General features: G+C 66.1%; 10 protein-coding genes and 1 pseudogene. 3 read left to right on the plus strand and 8 right to left on the minus strand.

Annotated elements, in window-relative coordinates:
* Positions 1–48: 48 nt before the first annotated feature.
* From DIE06_RS32265 to DIE06_RS32295, 7 genes are all read right to left on the minus strand, one after another.
* Positions 49–3,123, minus strand: a complete 3,075-nt coding sequence (locus tag DIE06_RS32265) for a peptidase domain-containing ABC transporter (protein ID WP_124664903.1) — start codon at positions 3,121–3,123, stop codon at positions 49–51.
* 18 nt (positions 3,124–3,141) lie between these two features.
* Complete coding sequence (locus DIE06_RS32270; RefSeq protein ID WP_124664904.1) at positions 3,142–3,894, minus strand: peptidylprolyl isomerase; 753 nt, start codon at positions 3,892–3,894, stop codon at positions 3,142–3,144.
* A 98-nt stretch (positions 3,895–3,992) separates the two neighbouring features.
* Complete coding sequence (locus tag DIE06_RS32275) at positions 3,993–5,402, minus strand: HlyD family secretion protein (protein WP_124664905.1); 1,410 nt, start codon at positions 5,400–5,402, stop codon at positions 3,993–3,995.
* On the minus strand, positions 5,380–7,248 hold the full coding sequence (locus DIE06_RS32280) for an FHA domain-containing protein (protein WP_124664906.1): 1,869 nt from the start codon (positions 7,246–7,248) through the stop codon (positions 5,380–5,382). The genes DIE06_RS32275 and DIE06_RS32280 overlap by 23 nt, the downstream gene beginning before the upstream one ends.
* Positions 7,249–7,439: 191 nt before the next feature.
* Positions 7,440–8,867 carry an efflux transporter outer membrane subunit gene (locus DIE06_RS32285; protein ID WP_124664937.1) on the minus strand — a complete coding sequence of 476 codons (1,428 nt, stop codon included), beginning with the start codon at positions 8,865–8,867 and terminating at the stop codon, positions 7,440–7,442.
* 403 nt (positions 8,868–9,270) lie between these two features.
* Positions 9,271–9,696, minus strand: coding sequence for a DUF4399 domain-containing protein (locus DIE06_RS32290; RefSeq protein ID WP_124664938.1), 426 nt, complete (start codon positions 9,694–9,696; stop codon positions 9,271–9,273).
* A 42-nt stretch (positions 9,697–9,738) separates the two neighbouring features.
* Positions 9,739–10,167: a DUF4399 domain-containing protein gene (locus tag DIE06_RS32295; protein ID WP_124615301.1), complete on the minus strand. Its 429-nt coding sequence runs from the start codon at positions 10,165–10,167 to the stop codon at positions 9,739–9,741.
* A gap of 394 nt (positions 10,168–10,561) precedes the next feature.
* Here DIE06_RS32295 and DIE06_RS39645 point away from each other — a divergent pair.
* The 3 genes and pseudogenes from DIE06_RS39645 to DIE06_RS32305 all read left to right on the plus strand — a co-directional run.
* Positions 10,562–11,188 (plus strand): annotated as a pseudogene (locus tag DIE06_RS39645) (caspase domain-containing protein); the annotation flags it as partial.
* Positions 11,189–12,448, plus strand: coding sequence for a formylglycine-generating enzyme family protein (locus tag DIE06_RS32300; RefSeq protein ID WP_409364528.1), 1,260 nt, complete (start codon positions 11,189–11,191; stop codon positions 12,446–12,448).
* A 356-nt stretch (positions 12,449–12,804) separates the two neighbouring features.
* Positions 12,805–13,953: a porin gene (locus DIE06_RS32305; RefSeq protein ID WP_124664908.1), complete on the plus strand. Its 1,149-nt coding sequence runs from the start codon at positions 12,805–12,807 to the stop codon at positions 13,951–13,953.
* A 141-nt stretch (positions 13,954–14,094) separates the two neighbouring features.
* Here DIE06_RS32305 and DIE06_RS32310 read toward each other — a convergent pair whose 3' ends face one another.
* Positions 14,095–15,624, minus strand: a complete 1,530-nt coding sequence (locus tag DIE06_RS32310) for a CYTH and CHAD domain-containing protein (RefSeq protein WP_124664909.1) — start codon at positions 15,622–15,624, stop codon at positions 14,095–14,097.
* Between the last annotated feature and the right edge of the window lie 159 nt (positions 15,625–15,783).

A 15,783-nucleotide genomic window follows, 5' to 3' on the forward strand; every position in this document is an offset into this window, starting at 1 on the left:
CGGCATACGAGATCGCGGAGTTGCCGAATCCGTGCGGGTCGAAGAGTTTCATGCGGCACCCAGCTGTTTCTGCACGAGCTGGTAATACATGCCCTTGAGGGCGACCAGCTCGTCGTGCGAGCCCTGTTCGACGATCGCGCCTTCGTACAGGACCAGGATCTTGTCCGCGCGCATGATCGTGCTGAGCCGGTGCGCGATGATCACCGCGGTGCGCCCTTGCAGGATTTCATGCATGTTCGCGAGGATGTTGCTCTCCGACTGCGTGTCGAGCGACGAGGTCGCCTCGTCGAACACGAGCAGGCGCGGGTCGTGATACAGCGCGCGGGCGATGCAGAGCCGCTGGATCTGGCCGCCCGACAGGCCGACGCCGCGCTCGCCCACCACCTGCTCGTAGCCGAGCGGCAATTTGCTGATGAATGCATGCGCGTCGGCCATCCGTGCGACCTCCTCCATGCGGCGCCAGTCGGGGCTCGCGTCGCCGCACGCGATGTTCTCGGCAATCGATCCGGAAAAGACCAGATTGGACTGCATCACGTAACCGATCTGCGCCCGGTAGCAAGCCTTGTCGATCGCGCTCATGTCGTAGCCGTCGACCACGATCTTGCCGTCCGTGGGCGCATAGAATCCGACCAGCAGCTTCGCCAGCGTGGTTTTCCCCGAACCGCTGCGCCCGACGATGGCCACCATCTCGCCGCGCTTGATCGTGCAGTTGATGTTCTCGAGTACGTAAGGCGTTTCGTTGCCGCCATAGCGGAAATACACGCCGTCGAAGCCGATGTCGCCCTGCAGGTCGGGCAGCAGCACGCGTGAGGCCAGTTCGGACGGCTGCTGCTCGGGCTCGATGTCGAGGACGTCGCCGAGCCGCTCCATCGCCACCGCCGCGTCGTTCATCAGGCTCCACATGCCGACGAGTCCCATCAGCGGCGCCAGCACGCTGCCCATGAACGCATTGAAGGCGATCAGTTGCCCGATGCTGAGTTCATGCGCGAGCACGAGGTTCGCACCGACCCACAGGATCACGATGGTGGTTGCCGCATTCAGCAGCTGGCTGCACAGCGCCACCACGATATTGAATGCCTGCGCGCGGTACTGGACGTCGAGCGCCTTCGCATACTTGCGCTCCCACTTCAGCCGTACCGACCGCTCGATCCCCATGCCCTTCACGGTTTCGACGCCGCCGAGCGTCTCCATCAGCAGCGACTTCGCATCGGTGGACGCGGCGAACACCTCGCGCGCATAGCCTTTCAGCTTCGGCGTCGCGAGCGCCGTGAGCGCCATGATCGGGATCACGAACGCGATCAGCACCAGCGTCATCTTCACGTTGTAGAGAAACATGATCGTGAAGTAGATGAAGATCATCAGGAGATTGAGCGCGGTGGTCACGGTGGACTCCGTCAGGAACGCGCGGATCGTCTGGTTCTCCTGGAACCGTGCGAACACGTCCCCGCTCTTGCGGCGCGCGAAGAACGAATACGGCAGCGACATCGTATGTTTATAGAACTGCGACATCATCGCGAAGTCGAGGCTGCGCACCATGAAGTTGGAAAGATGCGCGCGGATCGTCGTCATCAGCTGGGTAAACACGTGCGAAATGACGAGCCCGGCAATCAGCAGGTGCAGCAGGCTGACGTTCTGGTGCACGATCACCCCGTCCAGGATGCTCTGGATGATGATCGGCGGCACGACGCCCAGCACCTGGATCACGAATGTCGCCAGGAACAGATGCGCGAGGATCTTCCTGTAAGGGCGCAGATAGCCGATGAAGCGCACCCAGGGCGAACGTGACTCGGCCGGCGCCGCGGCCGGCCCGCTCGCGGTAAACAGCAGGCACGTGCCGCTCCAGCCGCGCTCGAACGCCTCGACGCTCAGCTTCCTGAAGCCGAGCGCGGGATCGGCGATACGCACCCACGACTTCGACACACCGTATACGACGACGTAGTGGTAGCCCTCCCAGTGCACGATGAACGGCAGGTCGAACCCGAGCAGCGCCTCGTACGTGCACTGCACGCCGCGCGTCGCGAAGCCGACCGCCTCGCCGGTGCGCGCGAGACTGTCGAGCGTCGCGCCCTGCGTCGTCACGTTCGCGAGATCGCGCAGCTTGCCGAGCGTCATCGCGACGCCGTAGTGACGGCAGATCATCGCGAGGCACGCCGCCCCGCAATCCATTTCCTCCGCCTGCTCGACCAGCACGAAACGCTTGATCATGCGCTCGCCGAACGCGGCGTCGGCGCCGATATCGATCTGCAGCGGGTGGCGGCGCCGTTCGGCGAGCTTCTTCTGCCGCTTCAGCTCCTGATCGACGAAGCGGATGCGCTCCTCGAGCACCTCGCGCAATTTCGGGTTGCGCTCGAGCATGAAGTGCACGGTCTTTTCCGGGATGACGAGCAGGCGCGTATCGGTGACGGCGGTGACGGTCGCCGCCTGCTCCTGCCGCAGCAGGCACGCGCGCTCGCCGAAGATCTCGCCCGCGCCGAGCGTCGCGAGCGGATAGTCGTTGCCGTCCTCGCGGCACGAGACGCTCACCTCGCCCTGGCGCACGACATACAGCCGGAGGTCGCCGCCCGGCCCCTGCCGGACGATCTCCTTGCCGGCCGCCACGCGCTTCACGCCGACGCTCGACACGTACTCCTCGAGCTCGGCGCGCGTCAGCTTGCCGCGCAGGTCGAACAGCCGCGTCACGAACCCGCCGGCCGAGCTGATCGCGACATAGCTCGTCACGAACGACTGCGCGGCGGGATTGTCGCGCAGGATCGGCTCGATCGCGCTGCGCGGGATGCACAGTATCTCGGTCTTCGTCGACGCGCGCACCGACACCTCGTGCCAGTAGTCACGCAGCATCGCCATTTCGCCGAACACCTCGCGCTCCTTGCGCACGCCGACGCTGGTTTCCTTGCCGCGCTCGTCGGCGATCAGGCGCACGGACCCGAAGCGCAGCACATACAGGCCCTCGGCCGGTTCACCGCGATTGCAGACGGTGTCGCCGAACGCGTAGGTGCGCACCTCCGCCTGCGCGGCCATGCGCTCGAGTTCGGCGGGCGAGAAGAGCGACAGCGGCTCCACCGACGCGAGAAACGCCGCGAGCGACGGGGTGCTGCTGGCCGGGGCGGGGGCTTGTGCGTCCATCGCGGCGGTTCTCCGTGATCAGCGTGCGTCGATGACGTGTTCCTGCGCGCGCTCGGCGAGCCACTCCTCGCGCAGCAGGCGACGCACCTCCGACGCGACGTCGGCGTCGAGCGCGGCCGGGTGTTTCGCGGTCACCGAGAAGATCTCGAAGAACGCGCCGTCGGGCGCCGCGAACGGCCCGAGCAGGTCGCCCACCCGCGCGTTGAACACCTTGGCCTCGATATCCGTCTTCAGCGAGCCGCGCAGCACCTTGCCGATCACGCCGCCACGCTCGCTCGTGTCGGCGATCGAATGCTCGCGCGCCATGTCGCCGAAGCAGTCCGGATCGTCCTCCAGGATCGCCATCATTTCGCGCGCCTTGCCTTCCGAATCCAGCACGATGTGACTGACCTCGATGCTGTCGAACTTCGGCGAATTGAGCTTGAAGTACGCTTCGACGGCCGCATCGCTGCATACTGTGTCGAGCGTCTTTTCCTGGTACAGCGTGTCGGTGATGAATCGCTCGAACTCGTCGAGACTGACGCCGAACACGTCCAGGTAGCGGTTCATGTCCGCGGCGCGGTGCAGGCCGCGCACGCGGCGAAACTGGTCGGCACGCTCCTGGATTTCCGCCGGCGTCACCTGCATGCCCATCTTGCGCGCCGCGATCACCGTCAGCCGGTCGCGAACCTGCTGCTCGACGAGGCCCTCGAACTGCCCGGTGAGCTTCAGCACGCGAATGAAGTCGTCGGTGCCGATCACCTCGTCGTCGATACGCACTATTGCCGTCATGTCGTTCCCCTTGATCCTGTCAGCGGCGATCGCCCTGATTCGCCGCCGGTGCCTCGCATCACCGCCTGCCCCGCTCGACTACGCCGCGGCAGTCTCCGTCAACCCGCGATCTGCCTGAACGGGTCCAGCGCGAACCCGATCAGGCGGCGCTCGCGCACCACGATTTCCGCCGTGGCCGTCATTCCGTAGCGCAGCGGGTAGGTCGTGCCGGCAATCGTGTACGCGTTGCGCACCAACGCCACGCGGCCTTCGTAGACGGGTTCCTTCGTCTGCGCCTGCGGCTTCGTCGCCGGCGAGATGTATTCGAGCGTGCCGTCGATCACGCCGTAGCGCTGATACGGAAACGCATTGAACTTGAGCTTCACGGGCAAGCCTTCACGCAGGAACGCGCGGTCCTGCTCCGCGATCGCGACCTTCACCACCGGCCGCGCGTCGGACGGCGCGATGCTGCCGAGCGGTGTGTTGGCGAGAATCTTGTCGCCGGGCTGCGTCGTGGTCACGTCGGTGATCACGCCGGAGACGGGCGCCAGTACGAGCAGGAAATTGTCCTTGTCGATGTTCTCGAAGCGGATGCGCGCGGCGGCATCCGCGGCGAGGCGCGCCGTCTGCACCTGCAGACGCAGCTTCTCTTCGGTGTTCGCGATGTCGCGCACGGTCGCGTCGTACTGGATGCGCAGCCCGGCCAGCGTCTCGCCGCTGCCCTCGAGCTGCGCCTTCGCCTGCGCGAACTCGTGGCTCTGCTGCGCCTCGAGCTGCGAGAGCCGCGCCTGCGCGACGCGATAGCTGTCCTGGGCCTGCAGGTACGCGCTGCGCTTCTGTTCCACCTGGCTCTGCGACACGCCGCCGCCGCCCGGCAGCGCGAACAGGCGCGCGTACTTGTCCTGTTCGTCCTTCGCGAGATCGAGTGCGTGGCGCGCGTTGTCGATATTGCTGCGCGCTTCGTCGATCTGCGCACGCTGCGATTGCGCGAGCTTGCTGGTGCCTTCGGCAATGCGGTTCTGGTGCAGGTGCTCTTCGACCTCGATCTGCTGCTTCAGTGCGTCGGCCTTGCGCTCCATCAGCTGCTTCTTGTCCGGAAACTGCTTCCATTCGCGCTCCGCGTCGTCGAGCTTGAGGCGTGCATCGAGCGCGTTGGTCGCCGCCTCGATCGCGCCGCGCGCGTTGATCCGGCCGATCACGTCGTTCTTCTCGACCGGCTGACCTTCGGCGATATAGATGTCCACCAGTTCGCCGTCGACGGGCGCGTAGATGCGGCGCACCTCGGACTCCGGCGCGAGCGCCCCCTGCGCGGTCACGGTCACGTCGGCACGGCCGACGAACGACCACAGCAGTGCACACACGACGAGCCCGACCATCGCGATGATCGTTGCCTGCGTGAGCCGCCACGGCCGCGCCGTCAGGATCGCGATGCCTTCGACGCTGTGATCCTCCAGCGCCTCGCCCAGCGAACGCGGCGGCTCCGGCGGCGTTGCCTGCCGCGCGCGCTTAAGGAGACTGTCGAGCTTCACCGCGCCCTCCAGAAGAAGCGAGCCGTTCCAGCGTCGCAACATGTGCGGCGAATTGCGGCGTCGCGAAGCGGAACTGCCTGAGGCGATCCAGAACGGCCGGCCCGTGCCCGGCCCGCGCGTCGCTCTCGAACTGCAGGTACTGCTGCAGATCGGCACGCACGGCGTCGAGGCCGCCGAGGCGCGGATAGCGCTGCTCGTCATCGGCGAGCAGCGCCGGGAGCGCGTCGAGCCGGTCGTCGTCGAGCGCCGTCGCGATCGCGCGCTGCAACCGCTCGAGCGCGGCCACGTAGACCGAGTTGTCGCTTTGCAGCTTGCGCAGCTGACTGAGCGCGTCGGCATACAGCGCGCCGAACGCGGGAACGTATGACGAAATCCGGTCGAGCAGCCGCTGATGCGCACCCGGATCGTCGTTCCAGCGGCCGGTCAAGGCCTTGATCGGCGCTTCGTCGCGGTAGATGCGGATCGGCGCTTCCGCGCCGCCGCGACCGGCCACGAACGCCTGCAGCTCGCCGACCCACGCCACTTCGTCGACGAGCGGCCGTGCGTCGGGGTTATGGCGGGCGAGCGCGCGCATCTCCTGCACGACGGCGCGGGCGCGGTCGAACGCGCGCACGTTCATCGCGGCGATCCAGTCCGGTACTTTCGACCGGACGAGTGCCTCGGACCCGAGCGCGAGGAACGCCGCATCGTCCGGATGGCTCGCGAGATGGCGGTCGGCGAGTTGCGCGGCTTGCGCGGTGTCGCCGCGCGCCAGCAACGCGTGCATCTCGCGCAGCGGCGCGTCGCGGAAATACAGCGTCGCGAACAGCAGGACCAGCGCCGCGAGCAACCCGCCGCTCCACCAGCCGAGCCGGTGCAGGTTGACGTGCCCGCTGCCGCCGAACGCCTCGCTCAGCTCCGACAGGAAGACTTCGATCCTGCCGCGCCGGTGCCGCGCGTCATGCGCGGTTTCGGCGGCGCCGTGCGCGGCGTGCGGGTTGACCTCGTCGTCCTGCTGAACCGCCGGCACCGTGCAGAAGATGTCGAGGAACGAATGCGCGGTATCGACGAAGGTGGTCCGGTCCGGGTCCGCGACGACCGCATTCGCGGCGGCGCCGGGCGCCGACGCGGCCGTCACGGTCGAGTCCGGCCCCGGCTCGCGCTGCACCCCGACGCGATAGACGAAATGATCGCCGCCGAACGCGAGCATCGCGCCGTCGCCGAGCGGCACCGCATGCTCGTCGAGACGCCGGCCGTCGACGAACGTGCCGTTCGTGCTGCCGAGGTCTTCCACGAAGATTTCCCCGTCCTGCACGTAGATGTGCGCATGACGCCGCGACAGATAGTTGACCTGATGCGGATATGCGTTCCGGTAGCACGCGAACGTGTCGTCGGTCTTGCTCACGAGGAACGGGAACGCGGTAATGATGACCGGTTGCAGGCCGAGATCGGCGCGCTCCGGCGACAGCGTGACGACGGCCGGCCGCGCCGGCTGATGCGTCGCGCGCGGCACGAACGCGACGCGGTACGCCAGTGTGCCGGCGAAGCGCAGTTCGTCGCCGTCGCGCAGCAGGTGCGGCTTGTCGCCGACATCGACACCGTTGACGGCCGTACCGTTCTTGCTGCCGAGATCGGCGACATAGGCCGCGCCGCCTTCGAAGAAAATGCGCGCATGCCGGCGCGACAGGTCGGCCACCAGCTCGGGCCGCGCGGACGCGAACGGCGTGTTGGTCCGCCCGACCGCGAACAGCGCCTTGTCGATCCGGATCTCGCTCAGCTCCGGATGGGACACCGGCTTGAGCACGATGTCGAACTGCCGATCGAGCGCGGCTTGTTTCTCGGCAATCGAAGCGGCGTCTGGATCCATGATTCGGCCAACGATCGACATGCGCCCGCCAATGGGCATGCGGCGCAGGAAACGCGACGCGCTTTCGAACCACCCGTGTGAAGCCGCGCCGCCAACGCACGTGGCGGCACGATCGTGAAAAAAGTTTAGGCGACGGATGGCGGTAGTCAATCGGCTGGCGCCGATCGCGCGGCTGCGCAGGGCTGGCGTGTTCATTGCATCGCTTGCCGGACCGGCTCGCTGCCCGCATTCGAGACTTCGACCGCGCGCCAGCCGCCGCCGATCGCCTTGTACAGCGTGACCGTGTCGCTCAGAATCTGCTGATGATTCGCGAGCAGCGCGAGTTCCGCGGATGCCACCGCGCGTTCCGATTCGAGCACCTCGAGCTGCGACACGAGCCCTTCCTTGAGCTGCGCCTCGACCTGCGCGGCGACGGTGCGCAGACGCGCGCTCTGCTGCTGAAGCTGCACGCGCTGCTGCTTGTGCGCGTCGAGGTCGACGAGCGCGTTTTCCACTTCCTTGAACGCGGTGAACACGGTCTGCCGGTACTGCTGCACGGCCACCTGGGTCTGCGCCTCGGTCGTCTTGATGTGCGCGCGCACGCTCGGGTCGAACATCGGCAGGTTGATGCTCGGCAGGAAGCTGAACGTGAAGGCCTTGAAGAGATCCGACAGCGCAAACGCCGCCGTGCCGCCGCGCCCCGTCAGGCTGATCGACGGCAATTGCGCCAGCTTCGCCGCGCCCACTTCGTCATACGATTCGAGCACGCGATACTGCGCGGCCACGACATCCGGCCGGCGCGCGAGCAGTTGCGCGGGCAGTCCCATCGGCACGTCCGGCAGCTTGACACGCTGCCGGAGATGGCCGGCAGGCATCCTGAACTCGCCGGCCGGCACGCCCAGCAGCGTCGCGAGCGCGTTCTCGGCCGTGTCGCGCGATCGATGCAGTTCGATCAGCTGGTTCGCCAGCCCGTTGATCTCCGCGCTCTGCCGCAGCACTTCCGTCTGCGGCGCGACACCGTTCGCAAACATCGACTGGTAGATCGCGAGGATCTGCCGGTTCTTGTCGAGCGTGCGCTGCTCCTGCTCGATCTGGTCGTCGAACCGAAGGATCTCGAAATAAGTGCTCGACACGTCGGCGACGAGCGTCAGGTAGCCTGCGCGCCAGTCGGCCTCGGTCGCGTGGTATTCGGCCTTCTGCGCCTGCACGCCCTTCTCGACCTTGCCCCAGATGTCGATCTCCCAGTTCACCTGGCTGCCGACGTTGTAGGTCCTCGTCGGCGCCTGATGCGTGTTCTTCTCGAAGTCCATGCCCGCGCCGAGATCGACACTCGGCAGCGCGCCCGCCTGCACTTCGCCGACCTGTGCGCCGGCCACGCCGATGCGCGCCGCCAGCACCTTGATGTCGACGTTGCCCGCGATGGCCTTGTCGATAAGCGCGTCGAGCGTCGGATCGTCGAAGCGCTTCCACCATTCGGCATTGACCGCGTCCGACGCGGATACCGGCCCGTGCGCGTGCGCCCACGTGGTCTTGGCCGGCATCTCCGGGCGCTGGTAGACGGGCATGTTCAGGTCCATGCAGCCGGACAGCAACGCCGCGCATGCGCCGGCGGAACCGGCGATGCGGGCCAGCGACCGCATGAGACCCTGGCGGTTGCGCGTGACGGTCGGCGACAGGCGGATGTTCACGATCGACTCCTTCGGAGAAACGCGGCGACGATGCGGGATCGGGTGGATGTGTTGGTGTGGCTGCTGCAGCGTGGCCCGCTCGCGTCTCATACCGCATGGGGCGTGCCAGCCGTGCGCGGGATCAGCGGGAATCTCGCCGGGCGGCTTGCCGGTGCGGGTCCGGGCGATGAAGACGGGGATGGAGCGACGTGTGCGTGGCGCACGGATCAAGGATGCATGACGGGTCGTCGCCGACAGTTCCGGCTCAGGATGTCGGGCATGCACAGACACATGTGCGCGCGACGGGCGGCAGCGTTGACGTCCGAAGCGCGCCCGCACGCGCATGCCGCGCGTCCGTGGCCCGATGTACGCAACGTCACTTCACGTTGATCGTGATTTTCTTCGAGTAGATGGGGGGATTGTGCGGCACGTGGTTGGCGTCGCCCATCAGCAGTTGCAGCGTGTGCTTGCCCGGCGGAAGCTCCAGCGTGGTTTCGGTTTCGCCCGCGCCGAAATGCAGGTGATTCCGGTCGGACGGAATCGGCTGGTCCATCGGCGGCAGGTCCGTATCGACCAGCAGGTGATGGTGGCCCGTGTTCGGAAACGACACGTGCGACGGGGCGACACCCATGTCGCGCAAGCCGAACCACACCCGGAACGGACGTCCGGCCGGCAGTACCTGGCCATCATTGGGCCATCCGATGTAGACGACGGCCTTCGGGGGATGCGTGCTGGTCTCCGCGGTCGCAGCCCCCGTCCATAGCAGCGTCAAGGCAACGGCGAAGAGGATGAGCTTGTTCATGGCGGCAATTCCCGGTTCGGGCGGCAGGCGCGGCATGGCGCGCTACTTGACCGTGATCGTGATCTTCTTCGAGTACACCGGCGGATCGTGCGGCACGTGGTCGTGGTCGCCCATCAGCAGTTGCAGCGTGTGCTTGCCGGGTGGCAGCTCGATGCGCGCCTCGGTTTGACCGGCGCCGTAATGGAGATGATTCCGGTCCGACGGTATCGGCTGGTCCAGCGGCGGGAGATCGGTATCGATGAGCAGATGATGATGGCCCACGTTGGGCCGCTCGATGCCTTTCGGGCAGATGCCCATGTTGCGCAGGCCCATGCGCACCCAGAACTTGCCGCCCGTGATCGTCGCACCGTCCGACGGCCAGATGATGTATGCCTCGGCGCCGGGCGGCGAAGACGTACGCCCGGCGGCAAACGCGATCCTCGGCGCCAGGACGGTGGCGGCCAAAGCCAACAACGTAGCCCTTCTTCGCATCGTATTGCTCCTCGCGTTGGTGGCGGCGCGCGGCGTCGGACAGTGGAGCGTGTCTATCAGCTTAGGACGTAATCGACAGGAAGACACATAACGATGTCCCGGGGTGACGGGCCGACCGCGATGCGTGTCCGCGTATGTCTGTTTTTTGCAAAACACGCGGGTGGATCCGGAGATCGCCGCTGAGCGCACGTGCTATCTTGAATGTGTCCTGCCCGTGCCCGCCGCACATCGGCATTGCGCGCGTCGCGACAGGACACCCGGCAACGGCTGCGCTCCGCCTTCGGCACCTCGTCCGACGGCGCACCCTGGGGGGCCGAATATGTGGCGAATACTCTTGCCCGCATGCCTGCTTGCGTCGATCTCGGTGGCCTCGGGCCCCTGCTCCGGCGAGGACATGCATCCTTTTGCAGTACCGCCGGCAGCTTCCGCGCGCGCACCGTCAGTTGCGCCGCATCGCGTCGCGCTCGTGATCGGCAACGGCGCATATCGCGATCATCCGCTCGCCAATCCCGTTCGCGATGCCGATGCGATGGGCGATGCGCTGCAGGCGCTCGGCTTCGACGTCATCACGTTGCGCGACGCGACCCGGCAGCAAATGCTCGACGGGCTTGCCACCTTCGCGCGCCACATCGCGGGCAGCGGCACCGGGCTGGTCTATTTTGCGGGCCACGGCGCCAGCGCGGGCGGAACGACCTGGCTCGCGCCGGTCGATGCCGACGTCGGTTCTCCGGCCGGCCTGTCGCGCACGGGTATCGACCTGCAGACCGTGTTCGATGCGACGTCGCGGCCGCACGGCGACCGCATTGATCTGATCATTCTGGATTCCTGCCTGATCGCGCCTCCCGGTGCCGGCAACGTCGCGGCCCGCAAGCCACCGCCGCATACGCTCGTCGCCTACGCGGCAGCGCCGGGCAAAGGCGCGGCCGACGGTGCCACGCATGGTGTCTACACGGCTGCGCTGCTGCAGGCGCTCGCGATGCCGGGACTCGGTATCGAACAGGTCCTCGACCGTGTCGGCGCGATGGTCGCAAGCGCCACCGGGCATCGGCAGACGCCGTGGATCGCGTCGTCCCTTTCCGATACGGCCGCGACGCTTGCGTTCACCGGGTCGCGTCGCGCCGGAACCGGCGTGGTGCATACCGGCGGCGGCACGGCGCAACGATCCGGCATGCTGGCCGACGTCGGCATCGTCGCGCTCGATAGCCGCGGCGTGATGCCCAAGGACAGCACCGAACAATACGAAATCACGTTCTGGGAATCGATCAAGGACAGCAAGGAGGCCGGCGATTACGAGGCCTATCTGAAGACTTACCCGAACGGCCGCTTCGCGCAATTGGCGCAGGCCCGTCTCGCACGTCTGCGCGCGGCCGCGCCCAAGGCGCCCGCGGCGTCCGCGCCCGCACAGACGGCGAGCCCCACGCCGGCCCCGGCCCCCGTTCCGGCGCCGGCGCCGGCATCGACGTCGGCGCAGCCTGCGCACACGGCTGGCTCACCGCCGAAAGCACCGCCACCCGCTGCAGTGGCGGCCCCATCGGCACCACCGCAGAAAGGTGGCGCGACGGCCGCCAATGAAATCCGGGATTGCCCTGCCTGCCCCGCGATGCTGATCGTCAGTCCGGGGACGTTCGCCATGGGCAGCAATTCCGGCGATCCGTCGGAAAAACCTGCGCATCGCGTGACGCTCGATCATTCCTTCGCGCTGGCGAAGTATGTGGTGACGGTCGCGCAATGGAACGCGTGCCGTGATGCGGGTGCGTGCCCGCGCCTCCCCGGCGACAGCAATACGGTCGCGAACGCGCCTGCGCGCGACCTGAGTTGGGACGATGCGCAACAATACGTGAAGTGGCTGTCGAAAATAAGCGGCAAGACTTACCGGCTGCCGACCGAGGCGGAATGGGAATTCGCGGCGCGTGGCGGCACCGCGACACGCTACTGGTGGGGCAACGAGATGCGCACGGGCAACGCGAACTGCAAGGACTGCGGCCCACCGTGGCGTGCCGACGCACCCGATAACGTCGGCACGTTCGCGGCCAATCCGCTCGGCTTCTACGACATGGCTGGCGGCGTGTGGGAATGGGTCAGCGATTGCTGGCACACCTCGTACAAGAATGCGCCTGCCGACGGCCGCTCGTGGGACGAGCCGAATTGCCAGGTACGTGTCATCCGCGGCGGCTCGTGGCGGGATGGTGCGGCCTACATGCCCGTCTCGACACGCTTCAAATACGACAGCAGCGTACGTTTTTCGGCAAACGGGTTTCGCGTGGCCCGGGACCTGAAGTAGACCGATATCGATCTCGGCCACCGCGCGAGTGTCGCGGCCGCTGCGTGTGCCTGCGCGGACCGTCGCGATAGTGAGCACAAGGCCGCGACCACCCTCCTCGTCACGATCAAGATCGCCTTGCAATGGCGAGGCGCCTCTGCAGGCAATGTCCGTGTCCGCCTCCCACGCTTACCCGCTTTCCGCGCCGTCAAACAGCGACGTAAATGGAGAGCACCTTTCCATGCCGGGGGACTAACGCCGGAAAAACGGCTGATTACACTGCGCCCGTCGCGTCGCCTCGGGCCGGCCCCATATCGCGCAACGCGAGGCGACATGCGTCCGACCGGCAAACAAATGACCCTGGGGGGTAAATCACGATGATCAAACATTGGGGAATCGTCTTTCCCGTCGCCGTGCTGGCTGCGACCGCACACGCACAGAGCAGCGTGACGCTGTACGGCAAGATCGAGGACGGTATCAACTACACGAGCAACGCGCGCGGCCACGGCACCGTGCAACTGCAAAGCGGCTATGACTACGGCAGCCGCTGGGGCATCAAGGGCATCGAGGATCTGGGCGGCGGCTATCAGGCGGTCTTTCAGCTCGAAAGCGGCTTCGACGTGAACAACGGGAAAATGAGCCAGGGCGGGCGCGCTTTCGGACGGCAGGCGTTCGTCGGTATCGCGTCGAACCGCTACGGCACCGTCACGCTCGGCCGGCAGTACGATCCAAGCGTCGATCTGTTCTCTCCGCTGACCGCGAACGGCAACTGGACCGGATACCTGTTCGCGCATCCGTACGACAACGACAACACCGACTACTCGTTTCGCGTCAACAACGCGGTCAAATATGTGTCGCCGGTCTGGCACGGCTTCACCGCCGAGGCCATGTATGGCTTCAGCAACCAGCCAGGCGGTTTTGCAAACAACCGGCTCTACAGCGCGGCGCTGCAATTTCAGCAAGGCGACCTGACGATTGGCGCGTCGTACCTCAAGATCGGCAACGCACGCAACGCCGATTCGAACGGGGCGATCACGGGTGACAACACGTTCGACGCGTCGTCGCAGCAAAACATCGGGATTGGCGTGAACTACGCGTTCTCGAACGCATTGATCGGTTTCGCGTATTCACATGTCGACGTCTACGATCCGACGTCGAACGCCTACTTCACCGGTACGACCCAACCGCCGGGCGGCACGTGGAAGTCGTGGAAGTTCGACAATTTCGAAGTCAACGGGCTGTATCACTTCACGTCCGCGTTCTCCGTCGGCGCAGCGTACACCTACACGCAGGCGCGGGTCGATTCGACCATCGGCGCATTCAACCCGAAGTGGCATCAATTGAGCACGAAGCTCAATTACGACCTGACGAAGCGGACCTCGGTCTTCGTCGAAGGTGTCTACCAGCGCGCGGTGAACGCGCATACCGGTACCGACTTCGACTACGCGTACGTGCCGGGCGCGGCGGACATCTCGTCCGGCCCCAATCAATATGTCACGCGTATCGCGCTGCTGCATCACTTCTGAAGGCGTGACCGACGCCATAGTCAAAACCTTCCGTCGCGTCGTGACAGTCGCGCAGGAGCAGGCACCTGATACGGTTGTCCCTCCTGCGCTCCCATGTGTGGGCGCGTTTGTATCGGATCGCCAACCGAATCCCGGGCCGATTCAGTGCGGTGGCGATAGGCGTTCAAAACGCTTCCACAACTGACTTAGCGTTCGGTGATCGGCGGCAACGCGCGACGCCAGATAGCCTCTGGCGAAAGCCGCGCCACGAGCGGCTTTGGTCGACTTCCGCGACACGATGCGCAGAAGTCGATCCGCGACAACCGCATCGTTGCGCCAGCCGAGATCGTCCTGAAGTTCCGTCAGTGCATCGACGTAGTGACGCACGGCCCGTCTGGAAGCCAACGACTGAAAGAACTCCGTCGCATAGCGAACCTTCTTCGCCGCGATACGGGCGCGGTGCCGGCGGTGATCGTCCAGATCGGCAAGCTTCTTGCCACGCTTGATCAGCTTCCGGTGTCGGCTGCGCAGCACCTTGGCGGCGAACTTCCTCGCGGGGCCGTCGATCGCCGTGCGCTGTTCGTCGGTCATCGCGTCGCGCCATCGTTTGACGTCCAGCCATAGCGTGAGCTCCAGTATCAGCCGCGTGTAGCGAACCGACTCGACCGCGGTCGCCGCGCGTTGGCGGGTGGTCGCTGCCATCTGCGTGCAGGCCCGCCGTATCGGCTCCAGCTCTTTTGCGTTGATGTCCGCTCCGGCATGATCGAGCGTGGCCCCGGCGAGGACTTCCCAATCGCGCGCCGCGCCGAGTTCCGCCGCAATCCAGCGCAGTTCATCGTCGAGCCCGGAATACGCGGGAATTACCTTGGCGAACAAGTCCAGCGCCGAGCGCAAACGCCGGAGTCCGACCCGCATCTGGTGCACGCACGACGGCGCGTGACCGGAAACGACGCCGCGCGCGTTGGCGTGAACCTGATCGAGGCAGTTGCGCAAGATCGTGCAGAACGCGTCTTCAATCGAATCGCGCTTTCCAAGGCAGACGGGTCTCGCCTTTACCGCATACGCGTGCTCCGCGGCAAGCAATTCGTAACCGACGTCGGCCTTGCTGCGATAGTCGATTCGCAACGGCGCGGCCTTCAGGAGTTCGAGTGCCGCCGCATGGAGCGCTTGCTTGTTACCCTGCTTGAGTTCGAGTTCGACCGCGGCAAGCGGCACGGAGCCCGCTGGCGCGTCAATGGTTCCCTCGTCCAGCGCTGCTTCGATCTGGTCTTCCGATGCAAGTTGCAGCGGGATCGCGGTTCGATTGATGTGCGTGACGAACACGGGCGCGAGGCGTGCGGCAACGGCGGGATCGCGAATCAGCTTGCCGCAATCCGTGTCGGCGGGTATCGCCTCATGCAACAACGTGAGATTGGGTGCGTCGCTATCGACCGGCACTTCGAACTCGCTCCTGTCGAACACACCCGCCTCGACAACGCCCTCGAGCTTCAATGTCTGGACCCGCCGCCGGCCATCGGCCCGCACGCGCAGCGATGCCCTGCCCCCGTGTAGAGCCAGATCCGGCGTGTCGAAATAGGTGCTGGTGAGGCGTGTCGGCGGATCAGGCTCAGCCCGACCGTGCGCAAGCAAAGGCGCGCGGCGAAGCTTGGCAAGATCCTTGGGGGCGATTCGTAACTTCAACTCCTGTTCCATGGTTGTCTCCGTTCGGGACGTCGCTCAACGCTCTGGATCCAGCAAGTTTCGGTCCAAACCCTGCGCGTGGAACTGGCGCTCGCATGTGCAAATGCAGACGCTGGCGAACTGTCCGAACAGGTGCGAAGCACCTCCCGATGCCCACGCACAAGTAGGGAG

It is taken from the genome of Burkholderia sp. Bp8998, assembly GCF_003854235.1.
Classification (GTDB): domain Bacteria; phylum Pseudomonadota; class Gammaproteobacteria; order Burkholderiales; family Burkholderiaceae; genus Burkholderia.

Bases quoted from the DNA above. Each gene is read 5' to 3' on its own strand.
- DIE06_RS32285 (WP_124664937.1), bottom strand. From the start codon at position 8,867: ATGCGGTCGCTGGCCCGCATCGCCGGTTCCGCCGGCGCATGCGCGGCG.
- DIE06_RS32300 (WP_409364528.1), top strand. From the start codon at position 11,189: ATGGTCGCAAGCGCCACCGGGCATCGGCAGACGCCGTGGATCGCGTCG.
- DIE06_RS32265 (WP_124664903.1), bottom strand. From the start codon at position 3,123: ATGGACGCACAAGCCCCCGCCCCGGCCAGCAGCACCCCGTCGCTCGCG.
- DIE06_RS32310 (WP_124664909.1), bottom strand. From the start codon at position 15,624: ATGGAACAGGAGTTGAAGTTACGAATCGCCCCCAAGGATCTTGCCAAG.
- DIE06_RS32280 (WP_124664906.1), bottom strand. From the start codon at position 7,248: ATGGATCCAGACGCCGCTTCGATTGCCGAGAAACAAGCCGCGCTCGAT.
- DIE06_RS32290 (WP_124664938.1), bottom strand. From the start codon at position 9,696: ATGAACAAGCTCATCCTCTTCGCCGTTGCCTTGACGCTGCTATGGACG.
- DIE06_RS32295 (WP_124615301.1), bottom strand. From the start codon at position 10,167: ATGCGAAGAAGGGCTACGTTGTTGGCTTTGGCCGCCACCGTCCTGGCG.
- DIE06_RS32305 (WP_124664908.1), top strand. From the start codon at position 12,805: ATGATCAAACATTGGGGAATCGTCTTTCCCGTCGCCGTGCTGGCTGCG.
- DIE06_RS32270 (WP_124664904.1), bottom strand. From the start codon at position 3,894: ATGACGGCAATAGTGCGTATCGACGACGAGGTGATCGGCACCGACGAC.